Annotated in this window: 21 protein-coding genes; 7 read left to right on the top strand and 14 right to left on the bottom strand. The window is 66.9% G+C overall.

Features of this window, described 5'->3' with window-relative positions:
- Positions 1-17: 17 nt before the first annotated feature.
- The 4 genes from sdhA to NP80_RS05955 all read right to left on the bottom strand — a co-directional run bounded on the left by sdhA (position 18) and on the right by NP80_RS05955 (position 3582).
- Positions 18-1793: a succinate dehydrogenase flavoprotein subunit gene (sdhA, locus tag NP80_RS05970; RefSeq protein ID WP_006399547.1), complete on the bottom strand. Its 1776-nt coding sequence runs from the start codon at positions 1791-1793 to the stop codon at positions 18-20.
- Between the two features lie 3 nt (positions 1794-1796).
- Entirely contained in the window at positions 1797-2165 is a 369-nt protein-coding gene (gene sdhD / locus NP80_RS05965; RefSeq protein ID WP_006399546.1) for a succinate dehydrogenase, hydrophobic membrane anchor protein, read from the bottom strand.
- 4 nt (positions 2166-2169) lie between these two features.
- A complete protein-coding gene (gene sdhC / locus NP80_RS05960; RefSeq protein ID WP_006399545.1) occupies positions 2170-2586 on the bottom strand; it encodes a succinate dehydrogenase, cytochrome b556 subunit in 417 nt (138 codons plus the stop codon).
- 171 nt (positions 2587-2757) lie between these two features.
- Positions 2758-3582, bottom strand: a complete 825-nt coding sequence (locus tag NP80_RS05955; RefSeq protein ID WP_012217315.1) for a GntR family transcriptional regulator — start codon at positions 3580-3582, stop codon at positions 2758-2760.
- A gap of 290 nt (positions 3583-3872) precedes the next feature.
- Between NP80_RS05955 and NP80_RS05950 the strand changes: the two genes are divergently transcribed.
- The 5 genes from NP80_RS05950 to acnA all read left to right on the top strand — a co-directional run bounded on the left by NP80_RS05950 (position 3873) and on the right by acnA (position 11032).
- A complete protein-coding gene (locus tag NP80_RS05950) occupies positions 3873-4859 on the top strand; it encodes a malate dehydrogenase (RefSeq protein WP_006404038.1) in 987 nt (328 codons plus the stop codon).
- Positions 4860-5028: 169 nt separating this feature from the next.
- A complete protein-coding gene (locus NP80_RS05945; RefSeq protein ID WP_035946694.1) occupies positions 5029-6036 on the top strand; it encodes an HpcH/HpaI aldolase/citrate lyase family protein in 1008 nt (335 codons plus the stop codon).
- Positions 6037-6272: 236 nt separating this feature from the next.
- Positions 6273-6776, top strand: a complete 504-nt coding sequence (locus NP80_RS05940; RefSeq protein WP_006404040.1) for a hypothetical protein — start codon at positions 6273-6275, stop codon at positions 6774-6776.
- A gap of 23 nt (positions 6777-6799) precedes the next feature.
- On the top strand, positions 6800-8254 hold the full coding sequence (locus NP80_RS05935; protein ID WP_006409998.1) for a bifunctional 2-methylcitrate dehydratase/aconitate hydratase: 1455 nt from the start codon (positions 6800-6802) through the stop codon (positions 8252-8254).
- Positions 8255-8314: 60 nt separating this feature from the next.
- Positions 8315-11032 carry an aconitate hydratase AcnA gene (acnA, locus tag NP80_RS05930; protein WP_006409997.1) on the top strand — a complete coding sequence of 906 codons (2718 nt, stop codon included), beginning with the start codon at positions 8315-8317 and terminating at the stop codon, positions 11030-11032.
- Positions 11033-11176: 144 nt separating this feature from the next.
- On the opposite strand, the gene NP80_RS05925 is transcribed toward acnA, so the two are convergent.
- From NP80_RS05925 to NP80_RS05915, 3 genes are read right to left on the bottom strand one after another with little or no spacing between them, the layout of a single operon-like run.
- Positions 11177-11611, bottom strand: coding sequence for a DUF1801 domain-containing protein (locus tag NP80_RS05925; protein ID WP_006409986.1), 435 nt, complete (start codon positions 11609-11611; stop codon positions 11177-11179).
- A complete protein-coding gene (locus NP80_RS05920; protein ID WP_006409992.1) occupies positions 11608-12039 on the bottom strand; it encodes an SRPBCC family protein in 432 nt (143 codons plus the stop codon). Before NP80_RS05920 ends, NP80_RS05925 begins: the two co-directional genes overlap by 4 nt.
- A complete protein-coding gene (locus NP80_RS05915) occupies positions 12039-12362 on the bottom strand; it encodes an ArsR/SmtB family transcription factor (protein ID WP_006404045.1) in 324 nt (107 codons plus the stop codon). The genes NP80_RS05920 and NP80_RS05915 overlap by 1 nt, the downstream gene beginning before the upstream one ends.
- A 648-nt stretch (positions 12363-13010) precedes the next feature.
- Between NP80_RS05915 and NP80_RS05910 the strand changes: the two genes are divergently transcribed.
- Positions 13011-14750 carry a S53 family peptidase gene (locus NP80_RS05910; protein WP_006404047.1) on the top strand — a complete coding sequence of 580 codons (1740 nt, stop codon included), beginning with the start codon at positions 13011-13013 and terminating at the stop codon, positions 14748-14750.
- A gap of 60 nt (positions 14751-14810) precedes the next feature.
- Here the strand turns inward: NP80_RS05910 and NP80_RS05905 are convergent, their stop codons facing one another.
- From NP80_RS05905 to NP80_RS05885, 5 genes are all read right to left on the bottom strand, one after another.
- Positions 14811-16244 (bottom strand): MFS transporter, encoded by a 1434-nt coding sequence (locus NP80_RS05905; RefSeq protein ID WP_006404048.1) that lies wholly within the window; start codon positions 16242-16244, stop codon positions 14811-14813.
- Between the two features lie 292 nt (positions 16245-16536).
- On the bottom strand, positions 16537-17373 hold the full coding sequence (locus NP80_RS05900; protein WP_006398888.1) for an ABC transporter permease: 837 nt from the start codon (positions 17371-17373) through the stop codon (positions 16537-16539).
- Between the two features lie 32 nt (positions 17374-17405).
- Positions 17406-18671 (bottom strand): ABC transporter permease, encoded by a 1266-nt coding sequence (locus tag NP80_RS05895; RefSeq protein WP_006404050.1) that lies wholly within the window; start codon positions 18669-18671, stop codon positions 17406-17408.
- A 91-nt stretch (positions 18672-18762) separates the two neighbouring features.
- A complete protein-coding gene (locus NP80_RS05890; RefSeq protein WP_006411082.1) occupies positions 18763-19809 on the bottom strand; it encodes an ABC transporter substrate-binding protein in 1047 nt (348 codons plus the stop codon).
- A 93-nt stretch (positions 19810-19902) separates the two neighbouring features.
- Positions 19903-21057 (bottom strand): ABC transporter ATP-binding protein, encoded by a 1155-nt coding sequence (locus NP80_RS05885; RefSeq protein ID WP_035487876.1) that lies wholly within the window; start codon positions 21055-21057, stop codon positions 19903-19905.
- A 109-nt stretch (positions 21058-21166) separates the two neighbouring features.
- Between NP80_RS05885 and pdxR the strand changes: the two genes are divergently transcribed.
- Positions 21167-22702, top strand: a complete 1536-nt coding sequence (pdxR, locus tag NP80_RS05880) for a MocR-like pyridoxine biosynthesis transcription factor PdxR (RefSeq protein WP_006404053.1) — start codon at positions 21167-21169, stop codon at positions 22700-22702.
- A 24-nt stretch (positions 22703-22726) separates the two neighbouring features.
- Here the strand turns inward: pdxR and NP80_RS05875 are convergent, their stop codons facing one another.
- Positions 22727-23779, bottom strand: a complete 1053-nt coding sequence (locus NP80_RS05875) for a lipase secretion chaperone (protein WP_035487878.1) — start codon at positions 23777-23779, stop codon at positions 22727-22729.
- Positions 23780-23782: 3 nt separating this feature from the next.
- Positions 23783-24877, bottom strand: coding sequence for an esterase/lipase family protein (locus NP80_RS05870; RefSeq protein ID WP_035487881.1), 1095 nt, complete (start codon positions 24875-24877; stop codon positions 23783-23785).
- Positions 24878-25056 lie beyond the last annotated feature (179 nt).

Below are 25056 nucleotides of genomic sequence, written 5' to 3'. Positions count from 1 at the left end.
GATTCCTTTGATTCGGCTTAGAACGTACGCGCCTTCGGCGGCACGGACTCGACCGTCAGCGGCTGCATTTGAACCGGCTTGTAGTCGAGGCGGTCACCTTCGCTGTACCACAGCGTGTGACGCAGCCAGTTCTCGTCGTCGCGGTGCTCGTAGTCGCTGTGCGCGTGCGCGCCGCGGCTTTCCTTGCGCGCCTCGGCCGAGACCATCGTCGCGCGGGCGACTTCGATCAGGTTCTCCAGCTCGAGCGCTTCGACGCGCGCGGTGTTGAACACCTTCGACTTGTCCTTCAGATGGATGTGCTCGACACGCTGCTTGAGGCCGTCCATCAGTTCGACGCCTTCCTTCAGCAGCGCCGAGGTGCGGAACACGCCTGCATGCTTCTGCATCGTCGCACGGATGTCGTTCGCGACGTCCTGCGTGTACTCGCCCGAGCTCGACTTGTCGAGCTTGTTCAGGCGCGCCAGCGAGAATTCGCCCGCGTCGGCCGGCAGCGGCTTGTGTTCCTTCTGCTTCTTCACCTGCTCGACGATGTGGTTGCCGGCCGCACGGCCGAACACCACGAGGTCCAGCAGCGAGTTCGTGCCGAGGCGGTTCGCGCCGTGCACCGACACGCACGAGCATTCGCCCACTGCGTAGAAGCCGTTGATCGGCTCCTTGTGATCGCGCGACGTGCCGACGACCTGACCGTGGATGTTGGTCGGGATGCCGCCCATCTGATAGTGGATCGTCGGGACGACCGGGATCGGCTCCTTGATGCAGTCGACGTTCGCGAACTTCAACGCGATTTCGCGGATCGACGGCAGACGCTTCATGATCGTCTCGGCGCCGATGTGCGACAGGTCGAGCAGCACGTGATCCTTGTTCGGACCGACGCCGCGGCCTTCCTTGATTTCCTGGTCCATCGAGCGCGACACGAAATCGCGCGGCGCCAGATCCTTCAGCGTCGGCGCGTAGCGCTCCATGAAGCGCTCGCCGTTCGCGTTGCGCAGAATGCCGCCTTCGCCGCGCACGCCTTCGGTGATCAGCACGCCCGCGCCGGCCACGCCGGTCGGGTGGAACTGCCAGAACTCCATGTCCTGCAGCGCCACGCCTGCGCGCGCCGCCATGCCGAGGCCGTCGCCGGTGTTGATGAACGCGTTGGTCGACGCCGCGAAGATCCGGCCTGCGCCGCCCGTCGCGAACAGCGTCGTCTTGCCTTCCATGATGTAGACGTCGCCCGTTTCCATTTCGAGCGCCGTCACGCCGAGCACGTCGCCGTCCGCGTCGCGGATCAGGTCGAGCGCCATCCATTCGACGAAGAACTGCGTCTTCGCTTCGACGTTCTGCTGGTACAGCGTGTGCAGCAGCGCGTGACCGGTACGGTCGGCGGCCGCGCAGGCGCGCTGGACCGGCTTCTCGCCGTAGTTCGCGGTGTGGCCGCCGAACGGACGCTGATAGATCGTGCCGTCGGCGTTGCGGTCGAACGGCATGCCGAAGTGCTCGAGCTCGTACACGACGTTCGGCGCTTCACGGCACATGAATTCGATCGCGTCCTGGTCGCCGAGCCAGTCGGAGCCCTTGATCGTGTCGTAGAAGTGGAAGTGCCAGTTGTCTTCGCTCATGTTGCCGAGCGACGCGCCGATGCCGCCCTGCGCGGCCACCGTATGCGAACGGGTCGGGAACACCTTCGACAGCACGCCGACCGACAGGCCCGCGCGCGACAGTTGCAGCGCCGCGCGCAAGCCGGAGCCGCCCGCGCCGACGATCACGACGTCGAACTTGCGACGCGGGAGGGAAGTTTTGATTGCAGCCATTCTTTACACTCTCCAGAGAATCTGCGCGGCGTAGCCCGCACATGCGAGCAGCCAGACGATGGTCAGCGATTGCAGCAGCAGGCGCACACCGACGGGCTTCACGTAGTCCATCCAGATGTCGCGCACGCCGACCCATGCGTGATAGAAGAGGGAAAGCAGCGTCACGAAGGTCGCGAGCTTCATCCATTGTGCGGAGAAGATCGACGCCCAGCCTTCGTAGGAGAAGTCGTGCGCGCCGAAGAACAGGACGAGCAGAATGACCGTGTAGACCGCCATGATCGTGGCGGTGACGCGCTGCGCGAGCCAGTCGCGCAGGCCGTAGTGCGCGCCGACGACGAGGCGCTTCGAGCCGATTCGGTTGTTGGCTGCCATTTTCTTAGAATGCTCCGAACAGTTTGAGTGCCATGGCGATCGTCAGCGCGATCGAGACGACGAAGACGACGACTGCCGTCCGCTTGCCGCCTTCCTTCGAGACGGCGTCGTGATTGACGTCCATCAGCAGGTGGCGAATGCCGGCGCAGAAATGGTGGAAGAACGCCCAGGACAACACGAGGACGATCAGCTTGACGACGATGTTGGAGAGGAAGGCCTTGAAGACTTCGAAGCTGAGCTCGGACGTGAGGCTCTGATCGAAGAGGAACAGCAGGAACGGAAGGAACAGGAACAGCAGCGCGCCGCTGACTCGATGGAGGATCGACAACTTCGCCGCCAGCGGCAGGCGATAATTCATCGTGATGTCGCCGAATCCGATGTTCCGGTATTCCGGCCTCGGTTTTCTTACTGCGTCAGTCATGCTAGACCCCTACTTATGTTGTCACACTAATCCGCAATTTTAGCGCCTTTTTATATCGCGCTGCAGCGAAAGTCTGCTCTGGATCGTTACGCGAACGAGAACAAAGGCGGCCCGAAACGTGCTTCGCGAACGTGTCGAACGCGAATGCACGGCGCTTGCGCCGATACGTCGTCAGCTCAAGTCGTTCTGATAGTAGTACCCGGTCGTGACATACCAGCCGCGCCGCACTTCGACGGGCCGATCGCCATAGGTATAGGACACACGCTCGACCGACAGCAACGGAAAGCCCGCGGGCACGTGCAGCAGGTCGGCCACCGTGGGCTCCGCCGCCACCGCGCGGATCTTCTCCGACGCCCGGATCATGCGCGTGCCGAATTCCGTTTCGAACATCGCGTAGAGCGGCCCCTTGTACTCGCTGAGCCGCTCGAACGTGAGGCCGCGGAACATCGCGCCCGGCAGCCAGATCTCGTCGAGCACCGTCGCCTCGCCCTCGAACTCGAGCAGGCGCCGCACCTGCACGACCGGATCGGCCGGCTTCAGCTCGAGCTGGCGCGCGATCTCGGCCGGCGCGCGCAGACGCCGGCATTCGAGCAGCCGGCTCACGTGCGCGTGCTCGGCGCCGTCGTCCGCGAGCAGCCGCAGGAAACGGAACTGCGCGCGCTCTTCGTTGTGCGTTGCAACAAACGTGCCCTTGCCCTGACGCCTGACCACGAGGTTTTCGGCGGCCAACTCGTCGATCGCCTTGCGCACGGTGCCCTGGCTGACCTTGTAGCGCGCCGCGAGCTCGACTTCGCTCGGAATGATCTCGCCCGGCTTCCATTCGCCGCTTTCGAGGCTCTGCGTGATCAATGCCTTGATCTGCTGGTATAACGGGCTGAACGTCGGCGACTGCGCGGCCGCGGATGCAGGCGCGGAATCGCTCGCGCCCGGCTGCCCTGGGCTGCCTGCGCCGGTGGGATTCGCGGTATTCGCCTGGTTCGATGTCATGGCGCGCATTTCATCACAAACCGCAGTTTTCCGTCCACTCAAATTGCGCAAAACATCTGTCTTATATAAGACATATGATACCGTTTGACTTTGCGCCTGCCGGCTCCTACACTCCGGGGCGAGCAAGGGTTCGCGGGTGCTGACAGCGCGTCCCCGGCTACGTGCCACGGCCGTCTCCAGGTTCACCGCGTCTGCCTCGCGAGTCCTCCGCCCTGCTTTCAAAGCAACGCTTCGTGTAACGCGCATAGAATGGCGTTTTACCTAGCGTCCATCGCTTCATCCCGTCCTGGAGATTTTCAATGGCTAAGCCCGCAAAGCGCGTTGCCGTCACCGGCGCCGCAGGTCAAATCGCTTACTCGCTGCTGTTCCGCATCGCGAACGGCGACCTGCTCGGCAAGGACCAGCCGGTCATCCTGCAACTGCTCGACCTCCCGCAAGCCCAAGCCGCCGTCAAAGGCGTCGTGATGGAACTCGACGATTGCGCGTTCCCGCTGCTCGCGGGCGTCGTGATCACCGACGATCCGAAGGTTGCGTTCAAGGACGCCGACGTCGCGCTGCTGGTCGGCGCACGTCCGCGCTCGAAGGGCATGGAGCGCAAGGACCTGCTGTCGGCAAACGCGGAAATCTTCACGGTCCAGGGCGCGGCGCTGAACGAAGTCGCGAGCCGCGACGTGAAGGTGCTGGTCGTCGGCAACCCGGCGAACACGAACGCCTACATCGCGATGAAGTCGGCGCCGGATCTGCCGAAGAAGAACTTCACCGCGATGCTGCGTCTGGACCACAACCGCGCGCTGTCGCAGCTTGCGGCGAAGTCGGGCAAGCCGGTCGCGTCGATCGAGAAGCTCGCCGTGTGGGGCAACCACTCGCCGACGATGTACCCCGACTTCCGCTTCGCGACCGCCGAAGGCGAATCGCTGCTGAAGCTGATCAACGACGACGAATGGAACCGCAACACGTTCATCCCGACCGTCGGCAAGCGCGGCGCGGCGATCATTGAAGCGCGCGGCCTGTCGTCGGCGGCGTCGGCAGCCAACGCGGCGATCGACCACGTGCGTGACTGGGTGCTCGGCACGAACGGCAAGTGGGTCACGATGGGCATCCCGTCGGACGGCTCGTACGGCATCCCCGAAGACATCATCTACGGCGTGCCGGTCACCTGCGAAAACGGCGAATACAAGCGTGTCGAAGGCCTCGAGATCGACGCGTTCTCGCGCGAGAAGATGGACGCGACGCTCGCCGAGCTGCTCGAAGAGCGCGACGGCGTCGCTCACCTGCTGAAGAACTAAGCAGGCGGCATCGAGCGCCTGCCGGGCCGCGTGCACGCGGCCCGGCACGGCCGGCCGGCACGCCGCCGCGCCGGCCATCCGATCCGGACGCGTTTTGCCGTCGCGCGTCAGCGCAGAACGCGTCCGAATCCGATATTCTCCACGTTGCCCGCTTCCTGACGTAGAAGAGATGCCCGCGCTTACTCCTGCACAAGTGTTGTACGACGGTGCGTCGCCGCCCGCGATCCTGCCATGCTGCGATCACTACGCGGGCAGCGAGAAACTGATGCGCAAGTCGCTTGCGCTGCAGGCCGAGCTGGGCCCGGTGTTCGACATCACGCTCGATTGCGAGGACGGCGCGGCCGTCGGCCACGAAGCCGCGCACGCGGAACTCGTCGCCGAGCTGCTCGGCAGCGCCGAGAACCGCTTCGGGCGCGTCGGCGCCCGCATCCACGACTTCTCCCATCCGCATTGGCGCGACGACGTGCGCATCATCCTGCGCGCGGCGCGCCCGCCCGCCTACCTCACGCTGCCCAAGATCGCGAACGCCGCCGATGCGGCCGAAATGTGCGCGTTCATCGAAGGCACGCGTCGCGAGCTCGGCATCGCGCAGCCGATTCCGGTCGACGTGCTGGTCGAGACGCACGGCGCGCTCGCGCAAGCCGCGACGCTCGCCGCGCTGCCGATGGTCGGCACGCTGAGCTTCGGGCTGATGGACTTCGTGTCCGCGCACCACGGCGCGATTCCCGACACCGCGATGCGCTCGCCCGGCCAGTTCGAGCATCCGCTCGTGCGCCGCGCGAAGCTCGAGATCGCGGCCGCGTGCCATGCGCAGGGCAAGACGCCGTCCCACAACGTGACCACCGAAGTGCGCGACATGGCCGTCGTCGCCGGCGATGCGCGCCGCGCGCGCGACGAATTCGCGTTCACGCGGATGTGGAGCATCCATCCCGCGCAGATCCGGCCGATCGTCGACGCGTTCGCGCCGCGCACCGACGAGATCGCGCTCGCCGCCGAGATCCTGCTGGCCGCGCAGGCGGCCGACTGGGGGCCGACGCGCCACGGCGACACGCTGCACGACCGCGCGAGCTACCGCTATTACTGGTCGGTGCTGCGTCGCGCGCGTGCGACGGGCCAGCCGGTGCCGCCCGAAGCCGCGCCGCTGTTCGGTTCGTCGGCCGCCGGAGACGCCACGTGAGCGGCCGCTCGCGGGCCCGCGCGTCCGGCGGATTTCCGCGCGTCGACGGCGCACGATCGGCCCGCCGGTTTGCGAAACGACAAAAAACGTAACGGAGCCCGAAAACCTGAAATATGCGCGGCCAAATAGGTGAAAATAGCGGCCGCTGCGCGCTTTCGGGGCGCGTGCAGTTTCAAACCGGCCGGCAGCTCGACCTGCCGGCCTTTGTCAACTGATTATCGAAAGGTTCTGACTCCATGAAGAAACTCCTGATCGCCACCGTCATCGGCGCGCTGTCCGCCACGATGCTGGTCTCGGCGCCGAGCGCGTTCGCACAGGGCACGACCGCGAAGAAGACGGCCAAGCGCCCCGCGCCGGCCAAGCGCATCATCCCGCGCAGCAAGAAGGCGCAGGCACGCGCAGCCGCCAAGGTCGATCCGGTGCCGGACGGCGCAGTCAAGTGGTCGTGCAAGGACGGCCTGTCGTTCGACCTCGCCGGCGACATGAAACGCGACCAGGTCGTCACGGTCCACTGGGCGAAGAAGAACTACAAGCTGCCGCGCGAAGCAACGACGACCGGCGCCGACACCTTCTACGATCCGGCCGCAGGCTTCAAGCTCGTCGTGATCCCGAGCAAGGCGATGCTGTTTACCGACGCGAACGGCGGCGAGCGTCTCGCCGACGAATGCGTGACGCCGGAAATGGCGCAAGGCGGCGCCGCACCGACGCAGGCAAACGAGCTCAAGCCGGCCGTCAACTAAGGACGCTCCGCACAGGCGCCTCGATGTCCGCTCCGGTCTCCAACGTCCGCCCCGCTCCGGATACGGTACTCGTCGACATCGTCGACTACGTGCTGAATGCCGGTGCAATCGACAGCGCACTCGCGCTGGAGACGGCGCGGCATTGCCTGATCGACACGCTGGGCTGCGGACTCGAGGCGCTGTCCTACCCTGCCTGCACCAAGCTGCTCGGGCCCGTCGTGCCCGGCACGATCGTGCCGAACGGCGCGAAGGTGCCCGGCACCTCGTTCCAGCTCGACCCGGTCAAGGCCGCGTTCGACATCGGCGCGGCGATCCGCTGGCTGGACTTCAACGACACCTGGCTCGCCGCCGAATGGGGTCATCCGTCCGACAACCTGGGCGGCATCCTGGCGACGGCCGACTGGCTGTCCCGCACCGCCGTCGCGGCCGGCAAGCCGCCGCTCGCGATGCGCGACGTGCTGATCGCGATGATTCAGGCCCATGAGATCCAGGGCTGTCTCGCACTCGAAAATTCGTTCAACGCGGTCGGGCTCGACCACGTGCTGCTCGTGAAGGTCGCCTCGACGGCCGTCGTCGGGCGGCTGCTCGGGCTCACGCGCGACGAGCTGATCAATGCGGTATCGAACGCGTTCGTCGACGGACATCCGCTGCGCACTTACCGCCACGCGCCGAACACCGGTTCGCGCAAGTCGTGGGCGGCCGGCGACGCGACCTCCCGCGCGGTGCGCCTCGCGCTGATCGCGAAGACGGGCGAAATGGGCTATCCGTCCGCGCTGAGCGCGCGCACGTGGGGCTTCTACGACGTCCTGTTCGGCGGCAAGCCGTTCCGCTTCCAGCGTCCGTACGGCACCTACGTGATGGAAAACGTGCTGTTCAAGATCGCGTTTCCCGCCGAATTCCATGCGCAGACGGCCGTCGAGGCCGCGCTGCAGCTGCGCGATGCGCTGGCGGCGGCCGGCCGCTCGACCGACGAGATCGCGCGAATCACGATCCGCACGCACGCCGCCGCGATCCGCATCATCGACAAGCAGGGGCCGCTCGCGAATCCCGCCGACCGCGACCACTGCATTCAATACATGGTTGCCGTGCCGCTGCTGTTCGGCCGGCTGACCGCTGCGGACTACGAAGACGCGGTCGCCGCCGACCCGCGCATCGACGCGCTGCGCGCGAAGACGATCTGCGTCGAAGATCCGCAGTTCACGAAGGACTACCACGATCCGAACAAGCGATCGATCGCCAATGCGCTGACGATCGAGTTCGCGAACGGATCGACGCTTGCCGAAGTCGCGGTCGAATATCCGATCGGCCACCGGCGGCGCCGCGCCGACGGCATCCCGCTGCTGGTCGACAAGTTCCGCACGAACCTTGCGCGCCGCTTTCCGGCAAAGCAGCAACAAGCGATTCTCGACGTGTCGCTGGACCAGGCAAAGCTCGAAGCGATGCCGGTCAATGAATACGTCGATCTGTATATGATCTAGCCGTCAGGTACAGAACAAACAGGAGCTCTTCTTTCCTCGCCTTAACCCAGGAAAATCACCATGGCCCACAATCTGCACAAGACCCTCAAGGAATTCGACAGCGGTTCCGGCAAAGGCAAGTTCTATTCGCTGCCGCAGCTCGGCAAGGAACTGAAGACGAAGATCGAGCGCCTGCCGGTGTCGATCCGCGTCGTGCTCGAGTCGGTGCTGCGCAACTACGACGGCAAGAAGATCACCGAGGAGCACATCGCGCAGCTCGCCAACTGGCAGCCGACGGCGAAGCGGGTCGACGAGATTCCGTTCGTGGTGTCGCGCGTCGTGCTGCAGGACTTCACGGGCGTGCCGCTGCTCGCCGACATCGCGGCCATGCGCGGCGTCGCTCAGCGCACGGGCAAGGATCCGAAGAAGATCGAGCCGCTGGTGCCCGTCGATCTCGTCGTCGACCACTCGGTCCAGATCGACTACTTCCGCCAGAAGGACGCGCTCGACCTGAACATGAAGCTGGAATTCCAGCGCAACAACGAGCGCTACCAGTTCATGAAGTGGGGCATGCAGGCATTCGACACGTTCAAGGTCGTGCCGCCGGGCGTCGGCATCGTCCACCAGGTGAACCTCGAATATCTCGCGCGCGGCGTGCACAAGAAGAGCGACGGCGCGGACACGATCTACTACCCGGACACGCTCGTCGGCACCGACAGCCACACGACGATGATCAACGGCATCGGCGTGGTCGGTTGGGGCGTCGGCGGCATCGAGGCCGAAGCGGGCATGCTCGGCCAGCCGGTGTACTTCCTGACGCCGGACGTCGTCGGCGTCGAACTGAAGGGCCGCCTGCGCGAAGGCGTGACGGCGACCGACCTCGTGCTGACGATCACCGAAATGCTGCGCAAGGAGAAGGTCGTCGGCAAGTTCGTCGAATTCTTCGGCGAAGGCACGAAGTCGCTGTCGGTGCCGGACCGCGCGACGATCGCCAACATGGCGCCCGAATACGGCGCGACGATGGGCTTCTTCCCGGTCGACGAGAAGACGATCCAGTACTTCGAAGGCACCGGCCGCACGCAGGCGGAGATCGCCGCGTTCCAGAACTACTTCAAGGCGCAGAAGCTGTTCGGCATTCCGAAGGCCGGCGACATCGACTACACGAAGACGCTGACGCTCGACCTCGCGACGGTCGCGCCGTCGCTCGCGGGCCCGAAGCGTCCGCAGGACCGCATCGAAATCGGCAACGTGAAGTCGACCTTCAGCGAGCTGTTCTCGAAGCCGGTCGCGGAAAACGGCTTCGCGAAGAAGGCCGAGGATCTCGACGCCGAGTACCGGACGAGCAACGGCATCACCGTGAAGAACGGCGACGTGCTGATCGCCGCGATCACGTCGTGCACCAACACGTCGAACCCGAGCGTGCTGCTCGCGGCCGGCCTGCTCGCGAAGAAGGCCGTCGAGGCCGGGCTGACCGTCGCACCGCACATCAAGACGTCGCTCGCGCCGGGATCGCGCATCGTGACCGAGTACCTGACGAAGACGGGCCTGCTGCCCTACCTCGCGAAGCTCGGCTTCGAAGTCGCCGCTTACGGCTGCACCACCTGTATCGGCAATGCGGGCGACCTGACGCCGGAACTGAACGAAGCAATCACGAAGAACGACATCGTCGCGGCGGCCGTGCTGTCGGGCAACCGCAACTTCGAGGCGCGGATCCACCCGAACATCCGCGCGAACTTCCTCGCGTCGCCGCCGCTCGTCGTCGCATACGCGATCGCCGGCAACATCACGCGCGACCTGATGACCGAGCCGGTCGGCAAGGGCAAGGGCGGCAGGGACATCTACATCGGCGACATCTGGCCGTCGAGCGAAGAGATCCAGTCGCTGCTGAAGTTCGCGCTCGATCCGGAAAAGTTCGAGAAGAACTACGCGCATCTGACGAAGAAGGGCGATCTGTGGAGCAAGATCGAGGGCGAATCGGGTCAGGTCTACGACTGGCCGAAGTCGACCTACATCGCGGAGCCGCCGTTCTTCGGCGACGACTTCTCGATGCAGCCGGCCGAGTCGATCGCCTCGGTCAAGGGCGCCCGCGCGCTCGGCATCTTCGGCGACTCGGTCACGACCGACCACATCAGCCCGGCAGGCTCGATCAAGGAAGACTCGCCGGCCGGCAAGTGGCTGAAGGAAAACGGCGTGCAGAAGGCCGACTTCAACAGCTACGGCTCGCGCCGCGGCAACCATGACGTGATGATGCGCGGCACGTTCGCCAACGTGCGAATCAAGAACCTGATGATCCCGGCGAAGGAAGACGGCACGCGCGTCGAAGGCGGCCTGACGATCCACCAGCCGAGCGGCGAACAGCTGTCGATCTACGACGCGGCGATGAAGTACATCGGCGAAGGCACGCCGACCGTCGTGTTCGCCGGCGAAGAGTACGGCACGGGCTCGTCGCGCGACTGGGCCGCGAAGGGCACGCAGCTGCTCGGCGTGAAGGCCGTGATCGCCCGCAGCTTCGAGCGTATCCACCGTTCGAACCTGGTCGGCATGGGCGTGCTGCCGCTGCAGTTCAAGGGCGCCGATAGCGTGCAGTCGCTCGGCATCACCGGCGAAGAGACGTACGACATCGAAGGCCTCGGCGACGACTTCAAGCCGCAGCAGGACGTCACGCTCGTGATCCATCGCAAGAATGGCGAAACGCAGCGCGTGCCGGTGCTGCTGCGCATCGATACGCCGATCGAAGTCGACTACTACAAGCACGGCGGCATCCTGCCGTTCGTGCTGCGCTCGCTGCTCGCCGCGTAAGCACGCCGCTTTGCAGGTGCCGTTGCCGCCTCGCGGGTGGTGACGGCCGATTTGGATACGCCGACCTCGTGTCGGCGTTTTTTTTGACTGCCTGTTTCGCGCGCGACATGACGCCGACGCACGTGCCGGCTTCCGGCTAGCGCATCACGCCGCGTTGCGGCTTCGCGCCGCTTTCGCGCCGGCGTCCGCTCGCGCGTTCTTCTTCAGATGTGTGCGGTTGTAGTCGATCGCCGCGCGCACGAGCGCCTTCAGCGCGCGCGTGTCGATCCGGTCGCCTTCGACGAAATCGATCGCACGCCGCGCATTGCCTTCGAGGCCCGCGTTGAACAGCGCGTGCGGATCGGGCAGCTGCGCGCCGTGCATGAACGTCAGCTTCACCTTGCCCTTGTGCGCGTTCGCGACCGCGATCGTCCCGTCGCACTCCCACACGGGGCTGCCCATCCACTTCCATTGTTCGACGATGCCAGAGTCGGCCGCGAGGATCGTCCGCCGCAGTTCGGCAAGCATGGCGCCGCGCCAGTCCGCAATGCCGGCGATCAGTGCGTCAATGCGTTCCGACGGGTCCGATGCTGCGCTCATGAGCGGGCCTCCGTGTGTTCGTCGGGCCGCGCGAGCACCTGTTCGAGCGACTCGAGGAATCGTACCCAGCCGTGCTGCGCGCCGCGGTACGCCTGTTCCTGGTCGGCGCGGAACCCGGCCTGCTCCATGCGCAGCAGCGTGCCGGCCGGCGTCGGCGTAAGCGTCCACGTGACGACGCTGTCGAGGCCGTACGCCGCCCACGTATAGGACAGCGTGCGGTGCGGCTCGATCGTGAGCACCTTGCAATCGACCGCGCCCCAGTCCGCGCTGAAACTGAACGCGTGGCCGGCGACCGGTGCGAAATCGCTCTTCATCAGCCACGCTTCGAGCAGGTGCGGCTGCGTGAGGGCTCGCCAGACCTTCTCCGGCGGATGAGGCAGCTCGCGTTCGACGACGACGGAGCGCGTTTCGGGCGTGGCTTGATTCATCACTGATCCATCCTTTTGAGCAGATCTTCGAGAGCGTCGAACCGGGCTTGCCAGAAACCGGCCATCTGGCTGGTCCAGTCGATCAACGGGGCGAGCGCATGCGGCTGCGCGCTGTAGTGCGTCTGCCGGCCTTCGTGACGGTCGCGCACGAGACCGGCCTGCTTCAGGACACCGAGATGCTTCGACACGGCCGGTTGCGACACGCCGGCATGCGCGGTCAGCGCGGCAACGGTCAGCTCGCCCTCCTCGCAGAGCCGCTCGAACAGCGCGCGGCGTGTCGGATCGGCAAGCGTTCTGAAAAGCAGGTCCTGCGCGTTCTGCATGTCGCTCGATTCATAACTCGTTGGTTATGGATCGAAGGATAGCGGCCGGACGGCGAGAGTCAAGGGGAATTTTCCTGGCTCGGGCAGCCCGTCGCGGCGGCATCGCGCCTCGAATGTTGGCGGGTATCGCGCATTCGAGCATTTGTTCTAATCGACGATCGCAGCGCACGAACCGAAAGCAAGCTGCAAGACTGCGCGGCGCGCTGTTCCACAGTTCGGGAAAGACCGCCGGCGCGTTACGCCCGTTCCTGTCTCTCTGTGGCGCCGCGTCGACGGCCGCGCACGATGGACAACTTCGAATGACCACATAGTGCGACTCGGCGCGCGGCAACGCGCCGACGCCGGCCGTGCAGCGGCGCGCCCGCCGGCTCCGTCATCGTGCACATCCGTGCGTCGCAACGATCGACTCGTGCGTGAGAACGTCGCGCGTCGTCGTGCTACGCGGGTCGAACCGGTTCCTATTCGCAAGGCCGCGAACCGGCGCGCGCGCGGCGTAACGGACGCCCATGCGCCCGCCGATGTCAGAACTGACAGCTATGGAAACTGGCAGCTATCTGAATCGCATCGGCGCTCCTACGCTCGTCACCGCTCGCGACCCCAAAAGGGTCGGGGTTCTAGCAACGTCGTCTCTCCTCAAAAGGATGCCCGATGAAAAGGAACGTGCGCTTTGCCCTTCCCCTTCCGTCGCCCCGCCGCATCGCCTATGCATGGCCGCTTCTCGTCGCGGCCGGCGCCGCGCATGCGGCGACCGACTGGGTCGACACCCATACCAAGGCCTTTCTGACCGGCCCGCAGCTGATGGCGCGCAGCGCGGCCTCGTCGCTCGAACTGGCGGCCGGCGAGACGACCGACGTCGTCGTCAGCCTGAAGCTGCGCAACGCCGATCAGCTGAAGCAACTCGCGCGCGACGTGAACCGTCCGGGCAGCGCCCACTATCGCCAGTATCTGACGCCCGAGCGGTTCCTCGCCGACTACGCGCCGACCGAAGCGCAGGTCAAGTCGGTCGTCGACTATCTGCGCAAGAGCGGCTTCGTGAACATCGAGGTCGCGCCGAACCGGCTGCTCGTCTCCGCGCGCGGCACGGCCGGCACCGTAAAGACCGCGTTCAACACGTCGCTCGTGCGCTTCCAGTACGCGGGCCGTTCCGGCTTCGCGAACGCATCGACGGCACAGGTGCCGCGCGCGCTCGGCGACGTCGTCGGTTCGGTGCTCGGGCTGCAGAACGTCGCGCGCGCGCATCCGATGCTGCGCATCGGCAACGTGTCGAAGCCGCAGACGCTCGCGGCCGGCACCGCGACCGGCCACTATCCGAAGGAATTCGCGGGCCTGTACAACGCGACCGGCGTGCCGACCGCAGCCGGCGTGACGGTCGGCATCATCACGATCGGCGGCGTGTCGCAGACGCTGCAGGACCTGAAGCGCTTCGCGTCGAGCAACGGCTACGCGACGGTCGCGACGCAGACGGTCAAGACCAACGGCACCGGCACGAGCGGCAGCTACGCCGACGACCCGGACGGTCAGGGCGAATGGGATCTCGACAGCCAGTCGATCGTCGGCGCGGCCGGCGGCCAGGTCGGCAAGCTCGTGTTCTACATGGCCGATCTGAACGCGCCCGGCAACACCGGCCTCACGCAAGCGTTCAACCGCGCGGTGTCGGACAACACGGCGAAAGTGATCAACGTGTCGCTCGGCTGGTGCGAGACCGACGCGAACGCGGACGGCACGCTCGATGCCGAGGAACAGATCTTCACGACGGCGGCCGCGCAGGGCCAGACGTTCTCCGTGTCGTCCGGCGACGAAGGCGTGTACGAATGCAACAACCGCGGCTATCCGGACGGCGCGAATTACACGGTGTCGTGGCCCGCCTCGTCGCCGCACGTGCTCGCGATCGGCGGCACGACGCTGTATACGACGTCCGGTGGCGCGTTCTCGAGCGAGACCGTCTGGAACGAGGGACTCGACAGCAACGGCAAGCTATGGGCAACCGGCGGCGGCGTCAGCACGCTGCTGCCCGCGCCGGCATGGCAGTCGGGCAGCAACCGCCGTTTGCCGGACGTGTCGTTCGATGCCGCGCAAAGCACCGGCGCGTATATCTGCAACTACGGCCAGTTGCAGCAGATCGGCGGCACGAGTCTCGCCGCGCCGATCTTCACGGGCTTCTGGGCGCGGCTGCTCGCCGCGAACGGCACGGGGCTCGGCTTTCCGGCCGCGAACCTCTATCGTGCGATTCCGGCGAACCCGTCGCTCGTGCGCTACGACGTCGTGTCGGGGAACAACGGCTATCAGGGCTACGGCTACACCGCGGGCACCGGCTGGGACTACCCGACCGGCTTCGGCAGCCTGAACATCGCGAACCTCAACAAGCTGATCCAGTCGGGCGGCTTCTGAGCGACGCGCAGGCACGGGACGCGGCGCGCGCCTGCGCGTGCGCGCCGCACGACATTGCGGCTACTTCGGCACGCGCTCCGACGCGACGGCAACGCCGGCGCGATGCGAGCGCGCAAACAGCCGCAGTCCGCTCGCCACGCTCGCGGCGCAGGCGAACGCGGCACCGAGCACCAGCGCGAGCGTCGGCCCGCGATGTCCGGCAATGCCGAACGACAGCGCGACGAGCGCGGCGCCCGTCGCCTGCCCGATCAGGCGCGCGGTGCCGATGATGCCGCTCGCACCGCCGCTGCGTTCCGGCGGCGCGCTCGACATCAGCGCCTTCAGGTTCGGCGACTGGAAAAAGCCGAAGCCGGCGCCGCACAGCATCATTCGCCAGCCGATGTCGATCGCGCTCGGCGCGGCCGGCAACGCGGCAAGCGACGCCATCCCGGCGCCGAGCAACGCGAGTCCGATTGCACCGAGCAGCCCCGGCGGATAGCGATCGGACAGTCGTCCGGCGATCGGCGCGGCCAGCGCGACGACGGCCGACCACGGCGTCATCAGAAAACCGGTGTCGACCGCGCTGCGGTGCAGGACCGTCTCGAAGTAAAACGGCAGCGACACGAACGCGAGCCCTTGCGCCGCGAACGCGCAGACGGCGGTCACCGCGGACAGCGCGAACACGGGCCGGCGAAACAGGTCGACCGGCAGCATCGGCGCCGGGTGGCCGGCCTCCCGGCGGATCAGCAGCGCGCCGAATGCGAGCGCGACGGCGGCGGCTACGAGCACGACGCGCAGCGGGCCGCGCTGCGCGAATTCGCCGAGCGCAAAGATCAGCGCCGAGAACGCGATCACGTTGAACAGCGCGGCGAGCGGATCGAATGCATGCTTGCCGCGCGAGGCTTCCGGCAGCGACGGAATCGCGACGGCGAGCGCAAGCACGCCGAGCGGCACGTTGACCGCGAACAGCCACGGCCATGCGGCGGCGGAGAGTATCAGCGATGCGATCGTCGGCCCGACCGCGAACGACACGCCGACGACGAGCGCATTGAAGCCGACGCCGCGCCCGAGCCGATGCGCGGGAAAAAGGTTGCGGATCAGCGCGATGTTGACGCTCATGATCGCGCTCGCGCCGAAGCCCTGCACGATACGCGCGGCGGTGAGCTGCGGCAGCGTCGACGCGAGCGCACAGCCGAGCGACGCGAGCGTAAACACGGCGAGACCGCCGACATACACGCGCTTGTGCCCGACGATGTCGCCGAGCGACGCGAACGGCAGCAACGTCGCGACCATCGCGAGCTGATACGCGTTGATGATCCATACCGAAGCGGCAGGCGACGCGTGCAGGTCGGTCGCGATCGCGGGCAATGCGGTGTTCGCGATCGCCGTATCGAGCGTCGCGAGCGCGACGGCGAGCAGCACGGCGGCCATCGCGCGCCAGTTGACGGCCGGTTCGGCGGCACCGGCGGGAGAAGCGAGTTCGGACACGATCGGTTCGGCAGACGGGCGACGCATGGCGTCGCGGATTGAGCGGCGCGACGTCGGGCCCGCGTTCCGGTGGAAGCAGCGGGACGCGCGGCGTCGCGGCCCGTATTGTTGCAGAGCCCGATCAAACGTGCAGGCGGCCGTGTCGCTCGTCAGCGAAACGAAAGAATCGCGAGCGATCGTGCCGCGATCGTGGCCGTTGCAGGCGCAACTGTCGTCGCGAGGTGCGGTGTGCTGCGGTGCCCGTTATGCGCGGCCGGCGCGTTCGCGCCGCAGAGAATTTGCGCCGCGCGCTGCGCCCGCGTCCCTCGCCTCTTCCGCGTTACGCCACCGCGCGCCGCGCCTGACGGCCGCGCAGCCATTCGAGCGCGAGCAGCAGGCTCGTCGAGAACACGATCAGGATCGTCGCGAGCGCCGCGATCGTCGGGCTGATGTTTTCGCGGATGCCGGTAAACATCTGCCGCGGCAGCGTCGTCTGGTCCGCACCGGCCAGAAACAGCGTGACGACCACTTCGTCGAACGACGTCGCGAACGCGAACAGCGCACCCGACATCACGCCCGGCGCAATCACCGGCAGCGTCACGCGGAAGAATGTCGTCACCGGATTCGCGCCCAGCGACAGGCTCGCGCGCACGAGGTTCTGGTTGAACCCCTGCAGCGTCGCGGCCACCGTCGTCACGACGAACGGCACGCCGAGCGCCGCGTGCGCCGCGATCAGCCCCGTGTACGTGTTCGCGAGCCCCAGCGGCGCGAAGAACAGATACATGCCGACACCGACCACCACCACCGGCACGATCATCGGCGAGAGCAGCACCGCCATCAGCAGCCCCTTGCCGCGGAACTCGGCCTTCGTCAGCCCGATCGCGGCCAGCGTGCCGAGCACGGTCGCCACCAGCGTCGCCGACGGCGCCACGATGAAGCTGTTCTTCGCGGCCATGCGCCACTCGTCCGACGCGATCAGGTTCTCGTACCAGCGCGTCGAGAACCCCGGAATCGGATACACGAGGAACGTGCTCGACGAGAACGACAGCGGCACGATCGCGAGCACCGGCAGGATCAGATACAGCAGCGTGAGCACGACGAGCACGCGCAACGCGACGTACCACGCGCGCTCGACGAACGACATGTGCGGCGCAAACAGCGGCCTGGCCAGTTTCATGGTCCTGTTCTCCTTTCCCTGTCGGCCCGCGCTCAGCCGAGGCTCACGTTGGTGCGCGTGAAGCGCCCGTACACCGCATACAGCACGAGCGTCGCCGCGAGCAGCAGCCCGCCGAGCGCACACGCCATTCCCCAGTTGATCGTCACGTTCGTGAAGTACGCGACGTAGTAGCTCACCATCTGATCGTTCGGGCCGCCGAGCAGCGCCGGCGTGATGTAGTAGCCGATCGCGAGGATGAACACGAGCAGCGCGCCCGCGCCGACGCCCGGATACGTCTGCGGCACGTACACGCGCCAGAACGCCGCGAACGGATGGCTGCCGAGCGAGACGGCCGCGCGCTGGTAGGTCGGCGGAATCGACTTCATCACGCTGTACAGCGGCAGGATCATGAACGGCAGCAGAATGTGCGTCATCGAGATATAGACGCCCACGCGATTGAACAGCAGCGCGAGCGGATGCGCGATCAGGCCGCTGCCGATCAGCGCCTTGTTGATCAGCCCTTCGTTCTGCAGCAGCACGATCCACGCGGCCACGCGCACGAGCACCGAGGTCCAGAACGGAATCAGCACGAGGATCATCGCCAGGTTCGCGCGCCGCTCCGACAGCGTCGAGATCCAGTAGGCGAGCGGATAGCCGAGCAGCAGCGCGAACAGCGTCACGGCAATGCCGATCACGAACGTGCGGCCGAAGATCGCCAGATAGATCGACTGATCCGGATCGGCGTGCACGATGTTACCGAAGCCGTCCAGCTTGTGATCGAGCGCGGCCAGCAGATAGAACGGCGAATAGGCGCTGCCGTTTTTGGCGATGGCCTGCCAGTAGGCGATCTCGCCCCAGCGCGCATCGAGTTCGAGCAGTTTGCCGCGCGTGCCGGCCGGCGTCAGCGCCGTGCCATCGTCGCTTTTCAGCGGCATCGCGCGCGCCGTTTTCGCGACGAGCGAGCGATAGCCGGGAATCTCAGTGTTCAGCCGCCGTGCGAGCGCGCCCATCGCGTCGCTGTCGGCGACCTTCGTCATGTCGGTGGCGAGCGCCGCGTAAGCGGCGTCGGCGGGCGGCGTCTTGCGGTCCCACTTCGACAGCGCGGCGACCGTGTTCGGCAGCGCGGCGGCGATCTCGGGGTTCTGCACCGCGCGCGTGAGCAGCGTGCCGATCGGCACGACGAACACCAGCAGCAGGAAGATCGCGAGCGGCGCGATCAGCAGCAGCGCCATCGTGCGCTTGCGGGCTTCGGCCGCCTTCAGCTCGCGCTTGAGTGCGGCCGTCGACGTCGGGGAAGAAGCGATCGTCATCGTGTTCAACGGTTCTCTCCGGCCGGAGCGCGATCCGGCGGAATGCCGCGCGACGCGAACGAAGCGCCGCGCGGCCGGTTGCATCGGGACAGCGGTGCGATTACTTCGTCGCCCACGCGGCGAAGCGCTGCTCGAGTTCGTCGCTGTGATCGGTCCAGAACCCGATGTCTTCAAGCACCGCGTTCTTGCCGTTGGCTGGCGAATTCGGCAGGTTCGCAAGCGTCTTCGCGTCGAGCGACTTGATCGCCGCGATGTTCGCCGGCCCGTACGCGATGTGCTGCGCGTACGCCTGCTGCGGCTTCGGCGTCAGCGTGTAGGCGATGTACTGCTCGGCAAGCGCCTTGTTCGGCGAGCCCTTCGGAATCGCCCAGTAGTCGAGATCGTAGATGCTGCCGTTCCACACGACCTTCAGGTTCTTGCCTTCCTTCTGCGCGGCATCGATGCGGCCGTTGTACGCCGTCGACATCACGACGTCGCCGGCGACGAGGAACTGCGGCGGCTGCGCGCCCGCTTCCCACCACTGGATATACGGCTTCAGTTCGTCGAGCTTCTTGAACGCACGGTCCTGGCCGGCCTTCGTGCCGAGCACCTTGTACACGTCCTTGGGCGCGACGCCGTCGGCCATCAGCGCGAACTCGAGGTTATAGCGCGCGCCCTTGCGCATTCCGCGCTTGCCCGGGAATTTCTTCACGTTCCAGAAATCGGCCCAGCCGGTCGGCGCGGTCTTCAGCTTGTCGGCGTTGTACGACAGCGCGGTCGACCAGACGAAGAAGCCGACGCCGCACACTTGCGGCGCTTCCGGAATGAGGTCCGACTTCTTCGCGATTTTCGACCAGTCGAGTTTCTCGTACAGCCCTTCGTCGCAGCCGCGATTCAGGTCGCCCGACTCGACTTCGACCACGTCCCAGTTGACGTGCTTCGCTTCGACCATCGCTTTCACCTTGGCCTGCTCGCCGTTGTACTCGACGGCGGTGACCTTGTTGCCGGTCGCCTTCTCGAACGGCTGGTTGAACGCGACCTTCTGCGCGTCGCCGTTCGCGCCGCCGAAGTTGACGACCGTCAGCTCCGCCGCCGTTGCCGATGCGCCGACGGCAGCCAGCGCCAATGCGAGCGCGGTGCCGCGCACCGCAAAACCTGTTCCGTTCATGATCGTTGCTCTCCTCTTGTGGTGGTCGTGGTGAATGCGTGACGTTGTCATGGGCGACGTGCCGCGCGCTGTCGGCTCGCTCGGCGCGGGCGCCTACGCAAAGACGCGCAGATGCTCGGGCGCGAACGCGAGCGAGACCGGCGCGCCCGGCGAGAACGCGTCGAGCGCGCCGGTGCCGAGCGGCATCTTCACGAAGCATTCGTCCTGCCCCGGCAGCGCGCAACGCACGCGCACGTGATCGCCGAAATAGATGAGGCTGCGCGCCTCGCCCGTCAGCCGGTTCGCCGCCGCGCCGTTCGCGTGGCCGTTCGCGTGGCCGTTCGCATCGCCATTGACGCGATCCGGCGCATGGCCGTTCGCACCCTGCGCCGCGAGGCTCATCCGCTCGGGCCGGATGCATGCGACGGCCGCCGCACCCTCGGCGACATCGCCGATGCGGCGGCCGACGAGGCGCGTGCCGTCGCCGAGCCGCAGCTCGCAGAACTCGCCGTCGACGCGCGCGATCGTGCCGCGCAGCCGGTTGCTGTCGCCGATGAAGTTCGCGACGAATTCGTTGCACGGCGATTCGTAGAGCCGGTCCACCGTGTCGAGCTGCTGCACGATGCCCTTGTCGAATACCGCCACGCGGTCCGACATCGTCAGCGCCTCGCCCTGGTCGTGCGTCACGTAGACGAACGTCACGCCGAGCTTCTCGTGCAGCGCCTTCAGCTCGTACTGCATGTGCTCGCGCAGCTGCTTGTCGAGCGCGCCGAGCGGTTCGTCCATCAGCACGAGCTTCGGCTCGAACACCAGCGCACGCGCGAGCGCAATGCGCTGCTGCTGGCCGCCCGACAGCTGCGCCGGATAGCGCTTCGCGAAGCGCTCCATCTGCACCATCTTCAGCGCATGCGCGACACGCTCGGCGCGCTCGCCCGCCGGCAGCTTGCGCACCGTCAGCGGATAGGCGACGTTCTGCTCCACCGTCAGATGCGGAAACAGCGCGTAGTTCTGGAACACCATGCCGATGTTGCGCTTGTGCGGCGGCACGTGATTGAGCAGCTCGCCGTCGAGGCGGATTTCGCCGCCGGTCGGGAATTCGAAGCCCGCCAGCATCATCAGGCACGTGGTCTTGCCCGAGCCGGACGGCCCGAGCAGCGTCAGGAATTCGCCGCGGCGAATGTCGAGATCCAGCGATTTGACGACGAGCGTCTCGCCGTCGTAGGTCTTTCGCACGCCGCGAAAACTGACGATCACATCATCGGACTTCATCGTGGCTGTCCCCTTTGCTGCGCAACGATCTTTATCGAGATGCGAGCCACTATACGGCGCGCACGGTTCTACAATAGGGAACCATTTCAATATTCCCAGTAGGACCACTTTGGATACCGTGATCGTCGCCGACTGGCTGTCCGCCCGTCTCGACCGGACTTCGTCCGAGCCGATGTACCGGCAGCTGCTGCAGCTGATGCAGCAGGCCATCCTGACCGGTGAATTAGGGCCGGGGACGAAGCTGCCGAGTTCGCGCACGCTGGCCGCTGACCTGTCGATCGCCCGCAATACGGTGCTGCACGTGTACGACCAGCTGACGGCCGAAGGCTACGTCCTGACGACGACCGGCAGCGGCACCTATGTCGCCGACACGCGGCCCGACGCCGCCGCGATGCGCGCGCACGGCGCGGGCGCGGCGCGTTCCGACGGCGGGGCGGCAACGGCCGCAACCGCGGCGGCCGACGCACAAGGCGGGTTGTCGATGCGCGGCCGGCAGCTGATCGAGCATGCGGGCGTGTCGCGCCGTCAGTGGGGCGCGTTCATGCCGGGCGTGCCGGACGTCTCCGAATTTCCGAGCCGCACGTGGAGCCGCCTGCAGGCGCGGCTCTGGAAGGAAGCGAACCCCGAACTGCTCACATACGCGCCGGGCGGCGGCTACCGGCCGCTGCGTCGCGCGCTCGCCGACTATCTGCGCGTCGCGCGCTCGGTCAAATGCTCGCCGGATCAGGTCATCATCACGACCGGCATTCATCAGTCGATTGATCTCGCGGTGCGGCTGCTGTCCGACATCGGCGATCGCGCGTGGGTCGAGGAGCCGTGCTACTGGGGCGTGCGCAGTGTGCTGCAGGCGGCCGGCCTCACGCTCGCGCCCGTGCCCGTCGATCAGGAAGGGCTCGCGCCGAGCGCGAACGACATGCAGCACCCGCCGCGGCTCGTGCTCGTCACGCCATCGCATCAGTATCCGCTCGGGATGGTGATGAGTCTCGCGCGGCGGCGCATGCTGCTCGAATACGCGCGGCAGCATCGCTGCTGGATCATCGAGGACGACTACGACAGCGAATTCCGTTACGGCAGCCGCCCGCTCGCGTCGCTGCAGGGGCTCGACGACGGCGGCCGCGTGATCTACGTCGGCAGCCTCGGCAAGATGCTGTTTCCCGGCCTGCGGATGGGCTACATGGTCGTGCCCGAGCATCTCGTCGACACGTTCCGCACCGGCCTGTCGGAGCTGTACCGCGAAGGACAGCTGATGCAGCAGGCGGTGCTCGCCGAGTTCATCATGGACGGCCATCTGACCTCGCACGTGAGACGGATGCGCACGCTATACGGCGAGCGCCGTCAACTGCTGATCGATGCGATCCGCGCGCGCTTCGGCGACACGTTGCCGGTGATGGGCGACGAAGCCGGCCTGCATCTCGTGCTCGGGCTGCCCGACGCATGCGACGATCGCGCGGTCACGCAGAGCGCATTCGAAGCGGGCGTGATCGTGCGGCCGCTGACCAGCTATTACAGTCGCGCCGACACCGCGCAACGCGGGCTGCTGCTCGGCTATGCGTGCGTCGCGCATGAAGGGATCGGGCCGGCCTTCGACACGCTGGCAGCGATCATCGAGCAGCACCTGCCGCGGCACGTGACGCGCGCCGCGTGAGCCGACGGCCGCGCGTGCGGGCCGTTACTGCGCGGTGCCCGCCGTAGCCGCAGCGGCCGCACCGCGATCGAGCGACGCCGCGCGCACCGCTTCGCCCGGTTTCGTAAACACGCGCTGCCGCAGCGCGGCGATCTGCGCGTCGCGATCCTGCGGCGACAGACCGGCGGCTTCGATCTGCGCGCGCTGCACCGCGTAATCGGCATAGCGGCTTTGCCACGACGCGTCGTCCTGCTGCAGCTGCGCGACACGCGCGGCGACGTCCGCACCGAGCGTCTGCGCCAGTGCCGCGCGTGTCGCGTCGGGCGCCGCCCCGCTCTTCTGCCACTGCGCGATCCGGTCGATCGCGGCCTGCTGCGCGTTCGCGCGCTGCTGCGCCGCACGCTCGTCGGCCGGCATCTGCTGATCGAGCGCCGCGAGCCGCTCGGCCTTCTGCGCATCGGTCAGCGTGCGGTCCTGCATGATGCGCAGCCGCGCGAGGTCGTAGCGCTGCCGCCACTGCTCCGCACCGAAAAACGGTTCGCTCCAGTCGCCGAGCGTCCGGTACGCAACCGACGCGCGCCGGTCGAGCGCGAGCTGCAGCGCGCCGAGATCGGACTTGTCGGTGACGGCGCCCGCGTCGGGCAGCTTTGCAAGCGCGTCGCGATAGGCGCGATACCGATGCCAGACGTCGAGCGCTTCCGCCTGCGCGACCGTGCCGTCGAGCTGCGCGGCGATCTCGCGGGCGACGAGCGCATCGAGCGCGGCGGCGTCGATCTCGCTCTGTGCAGTCAGGCAATAGTCGAAGAAATCACGCACCGCGCGCGACTTCGCCAGATGGCCGCCCGGATCGAGCGGCAAGCGCGGCGCGCTCGATCCGGCCAGCGGCGCGGGCGCGCTTGCACCGGCCGGCTGCGCCGCCGGCGATGGCAATGCAATCGCGCTGCGTTCGCCCGCCTGCGATCCGGCGTGCGCGACTTCGATGCCGCGCGGCGGCGCCGCGCCGCGCCACAGCACGACGGCGGCCACAGCCGCACAACCGGCTACTGCATACACGGCGACGCGCCGCATTGGCGACGCGTGCCCGTCACGGGCGGCCATCCGTCAGACGCCCGCGAGTTTCAACCGGTTCGCGTGCGTGCGAATCATTGCGACCGGATCTTCCGCATACGCACCGCGCACGCCGAGCAGCTGGTTGATCTCGTCGAGATGATTCCATTTGAAGTTCGTGCCGAGCACCTGTCCGTACAGCGCGCTGCACTTCGACACGAGTCCGTCGTTCTGCCCCGAGCCGCGATTGATCATCACGGTACCCGTGCCGAGCAGCGCGAGCGTCGACGCATCCAGTGCATTCGCCGGATCGACGACCGGAATCGTGCTCGTGTCGCTCGCGCCCGTGACGCCGAACGCGGCATTCGTCGGCTGAATCGCGGTGCCGGCCCACGAGTACAGCAGATGCGTATTGCCGCCGACCGTCTCCGTCGACGCACCGGTCGTGCAGCTGCCGGGTGCACCGAGACCCGCGCTCGGGAAGTTCCGGTTGTAGGTCGCGGCCTGCGCGGTCGTCAGCGTCGTCAGTGCGGCGAGCGCGTCCTGGTTCGTGTTGTGACTGCTGCTCGTCAGGATGCCGAACACGTTGACGAGTGCGGCGATCGCCGACGACGACAACCCGGTCGGGTCGTACGCAAGCACGCTCTGCACGAAGTCCGCGAACTCCGAGCCGCGATGCGGGGTGCCGATCGTCGTCACCGACGCGACGAGATCCGGCGCGACGGCCGCCACGTAGCGCGACGTGAGACCGCCCTGGCTATGGCCGATCAGATTGACCTTCGTCGCGCCGGTCGCGGCGAGCACCTGCTTGACGTATGCCAGCAATTGTTCGCCGCGTCCGTTCGGACCGTCGTCGCTCTGGAATCCCGACAGGTTCGCGACGTACACCGTCGCGCCGTGCCGCTGCAGGTCTTCCTGGATGCCGTACCAGTACTCGAGCACGCCCGCGTATTTGTCGGTGCCCGTGAGTCCGTGCACGAGGACGATCGGATAGCGCGTCGCCGCGTAATCGTCGGCCGGCGCGATCGCGGCGAGCGCCGTGCGCGTCGTCGCGAGCGTCATCAACGCGGTCGTCCCCGCGAACGGCGCGGCGCTCATCGCGCACGCCACTGCTGCTGCCACCACCCTGGAACGCATCGATCTGGCCATGCATGTTCTCCTGATTATCGTGCTGCCGGTTCGAACGGAATCGAAGCGATGCAGAGCGCGCCCAAACGCGCCGCGCATCGAATGCCGGAGTGAATCACGACTCGGGAACGTTTGCGTGCCGACTAGATACGGTTCTCTAATCGCTTGACGCGCACGGCGCACGCGGGCGGGGGCACGCC

Origin of the sequence: Burkholderia multivorans ATCC BAA-247 (genome assembly GCF_000959525.1) — a bacterium.
In the GTDB taxonomy this organism is placed as follows: Bacteria; Pseudomonadota; Gammaproteobacteria; order Burkholderiales; family Burkholderiaceae; genus Burkholderia; species Burkholderia multivorans.
Note: the sequence above shows the minus strand (reverse complement) of the source record. Positions and strands in the feature narration are given on the sequence as shown.

Coding starts and splice junctions, on each gene's coding strand:
- sdhA (WP_006399547.1), bottom strand. CDS start 1,793: ATGGCTGCAATCAAAACTTCCCTCCCGCGTCGCAAGTTCGACGTCGTG.
- sdhD (WP_006399546.1), bottom strand. CDS start 2,165: ATGGCAGCCAACAACCGAATCGGCTCGAAGCGCCTCGTCGTCGGCGCG.
- sdhC (WP_006399545.1), bottom strand. CDS start 2,586: ATGACTGACGCAGTAAGAAAACCGAGGCCGGAATACCGGAACATCGGA.
- NP80_RS05955 (WP_012217315.1), bottom strand. CDS start 3,582: ATGCGCGCCATGACATCGAACCAGGCGAATACCGCGAATCCCACCGGC.
- NP80_RS05950 (WP_006404038.1), top strand. CDS start 3,873: ATGGCTAAGCCCGCAAAGCGCGTTGCCGTCACCGGCGCCGCAGGTCAA.
- NP80_RS05945 (WP_035946694.1), top strand. CDS start 5,029: ATGCCCGCGCTTACTCCTGCACAAGTGTTGTACGACGGTGCGTCGCCG.
- NP80_RS05940 (WP_006404040.1), top strand. CDS start 6,273: ATGAAGAAACTCCTGATCGCCACCGTCATCGGCGCGCTGTCCGCCACG.
- NP80_RS05935 (WP_006409998.1), top strand. CDS start 6,800: ATGTCCGCTCCGGTCTCCAACGTCCGCCCCGCTCCGGATACGGTACTC.
- acnA (WP_006409997.1), top strand. CDS start 8,315: ATGGCCCACAATCTGCACAAGACCCTCAAGGAATTCGACAGCGGTTCC.
- NP80_RS05925 (WP_006409986.1), bottom strand. CDS start 11,611: ATGAGCGCAGCATCGGACCCGTCGGAACGCATTGACGCACTGATCGCC.
- NP80_RS05920 (WP_006409992.1), bottom strand. CDS start 12,039: ATGAATCAAGCCACGCCCGAAACGCGCTCCGTCGTCGTCGAACGCGAG.
- NP80_RS05915 (WP_006404045.1), bottom strand. CDS start 12,362: ATGCAGAACGCGCAGGACCTGCTTTTCAGAACGCTTGCCGATCCGACA.
- NP80_RS05910 (WP_006404047.1), top strand. CDS start 13,011: ATGAAAAGGAACGTGCGCTTTGCCCTTCCCCTTCCGTCGCCCCGCCGC.
- NP80_RS05905 (WP_006404048.1), bottom strand. CDS start 16,244: ATGCGTCGCCCGTCTGCCGAACCGATCGTGTCCGAACTCGCTTCTCCC.
- NP80_RS05900 (WP_006398888.1), bottom strand. CDS start 17,373: ATGAAACTGGCCAGGCCGCTGTTTGCGCCGCACATGTCGTTCGTCGAG.
- NP80_RS05890 (WP_006411082.1), bottom strand. CDS start 19,809: ATGAACGGAACAGGTTTTGCGGTGCGCGGCACCGCGCTCGCATTGGCG.
- NP80_RS05885 (WP_035487876.1), bottom strand. CDS start 21,057: ATGAAGTCCGATGATGTGATCGTCAGTTTTCGCGGCGTGCGAAAGACC.
- NP80_RS05875 (WP_035487878.1), bottom strand. CDS start 23,779: ATGGCCGCCCGTGACGGGCACGCGTCGCCAATGCGGCGCGTCGCCGTG.
- NP80_RS05870 (WP_035487881.1), bottom strand. CDS start 24,877: ATGGCCAGATCGATGCGTTCCAGGGTGGTGGCAGCAGCAGTGGCGTGC.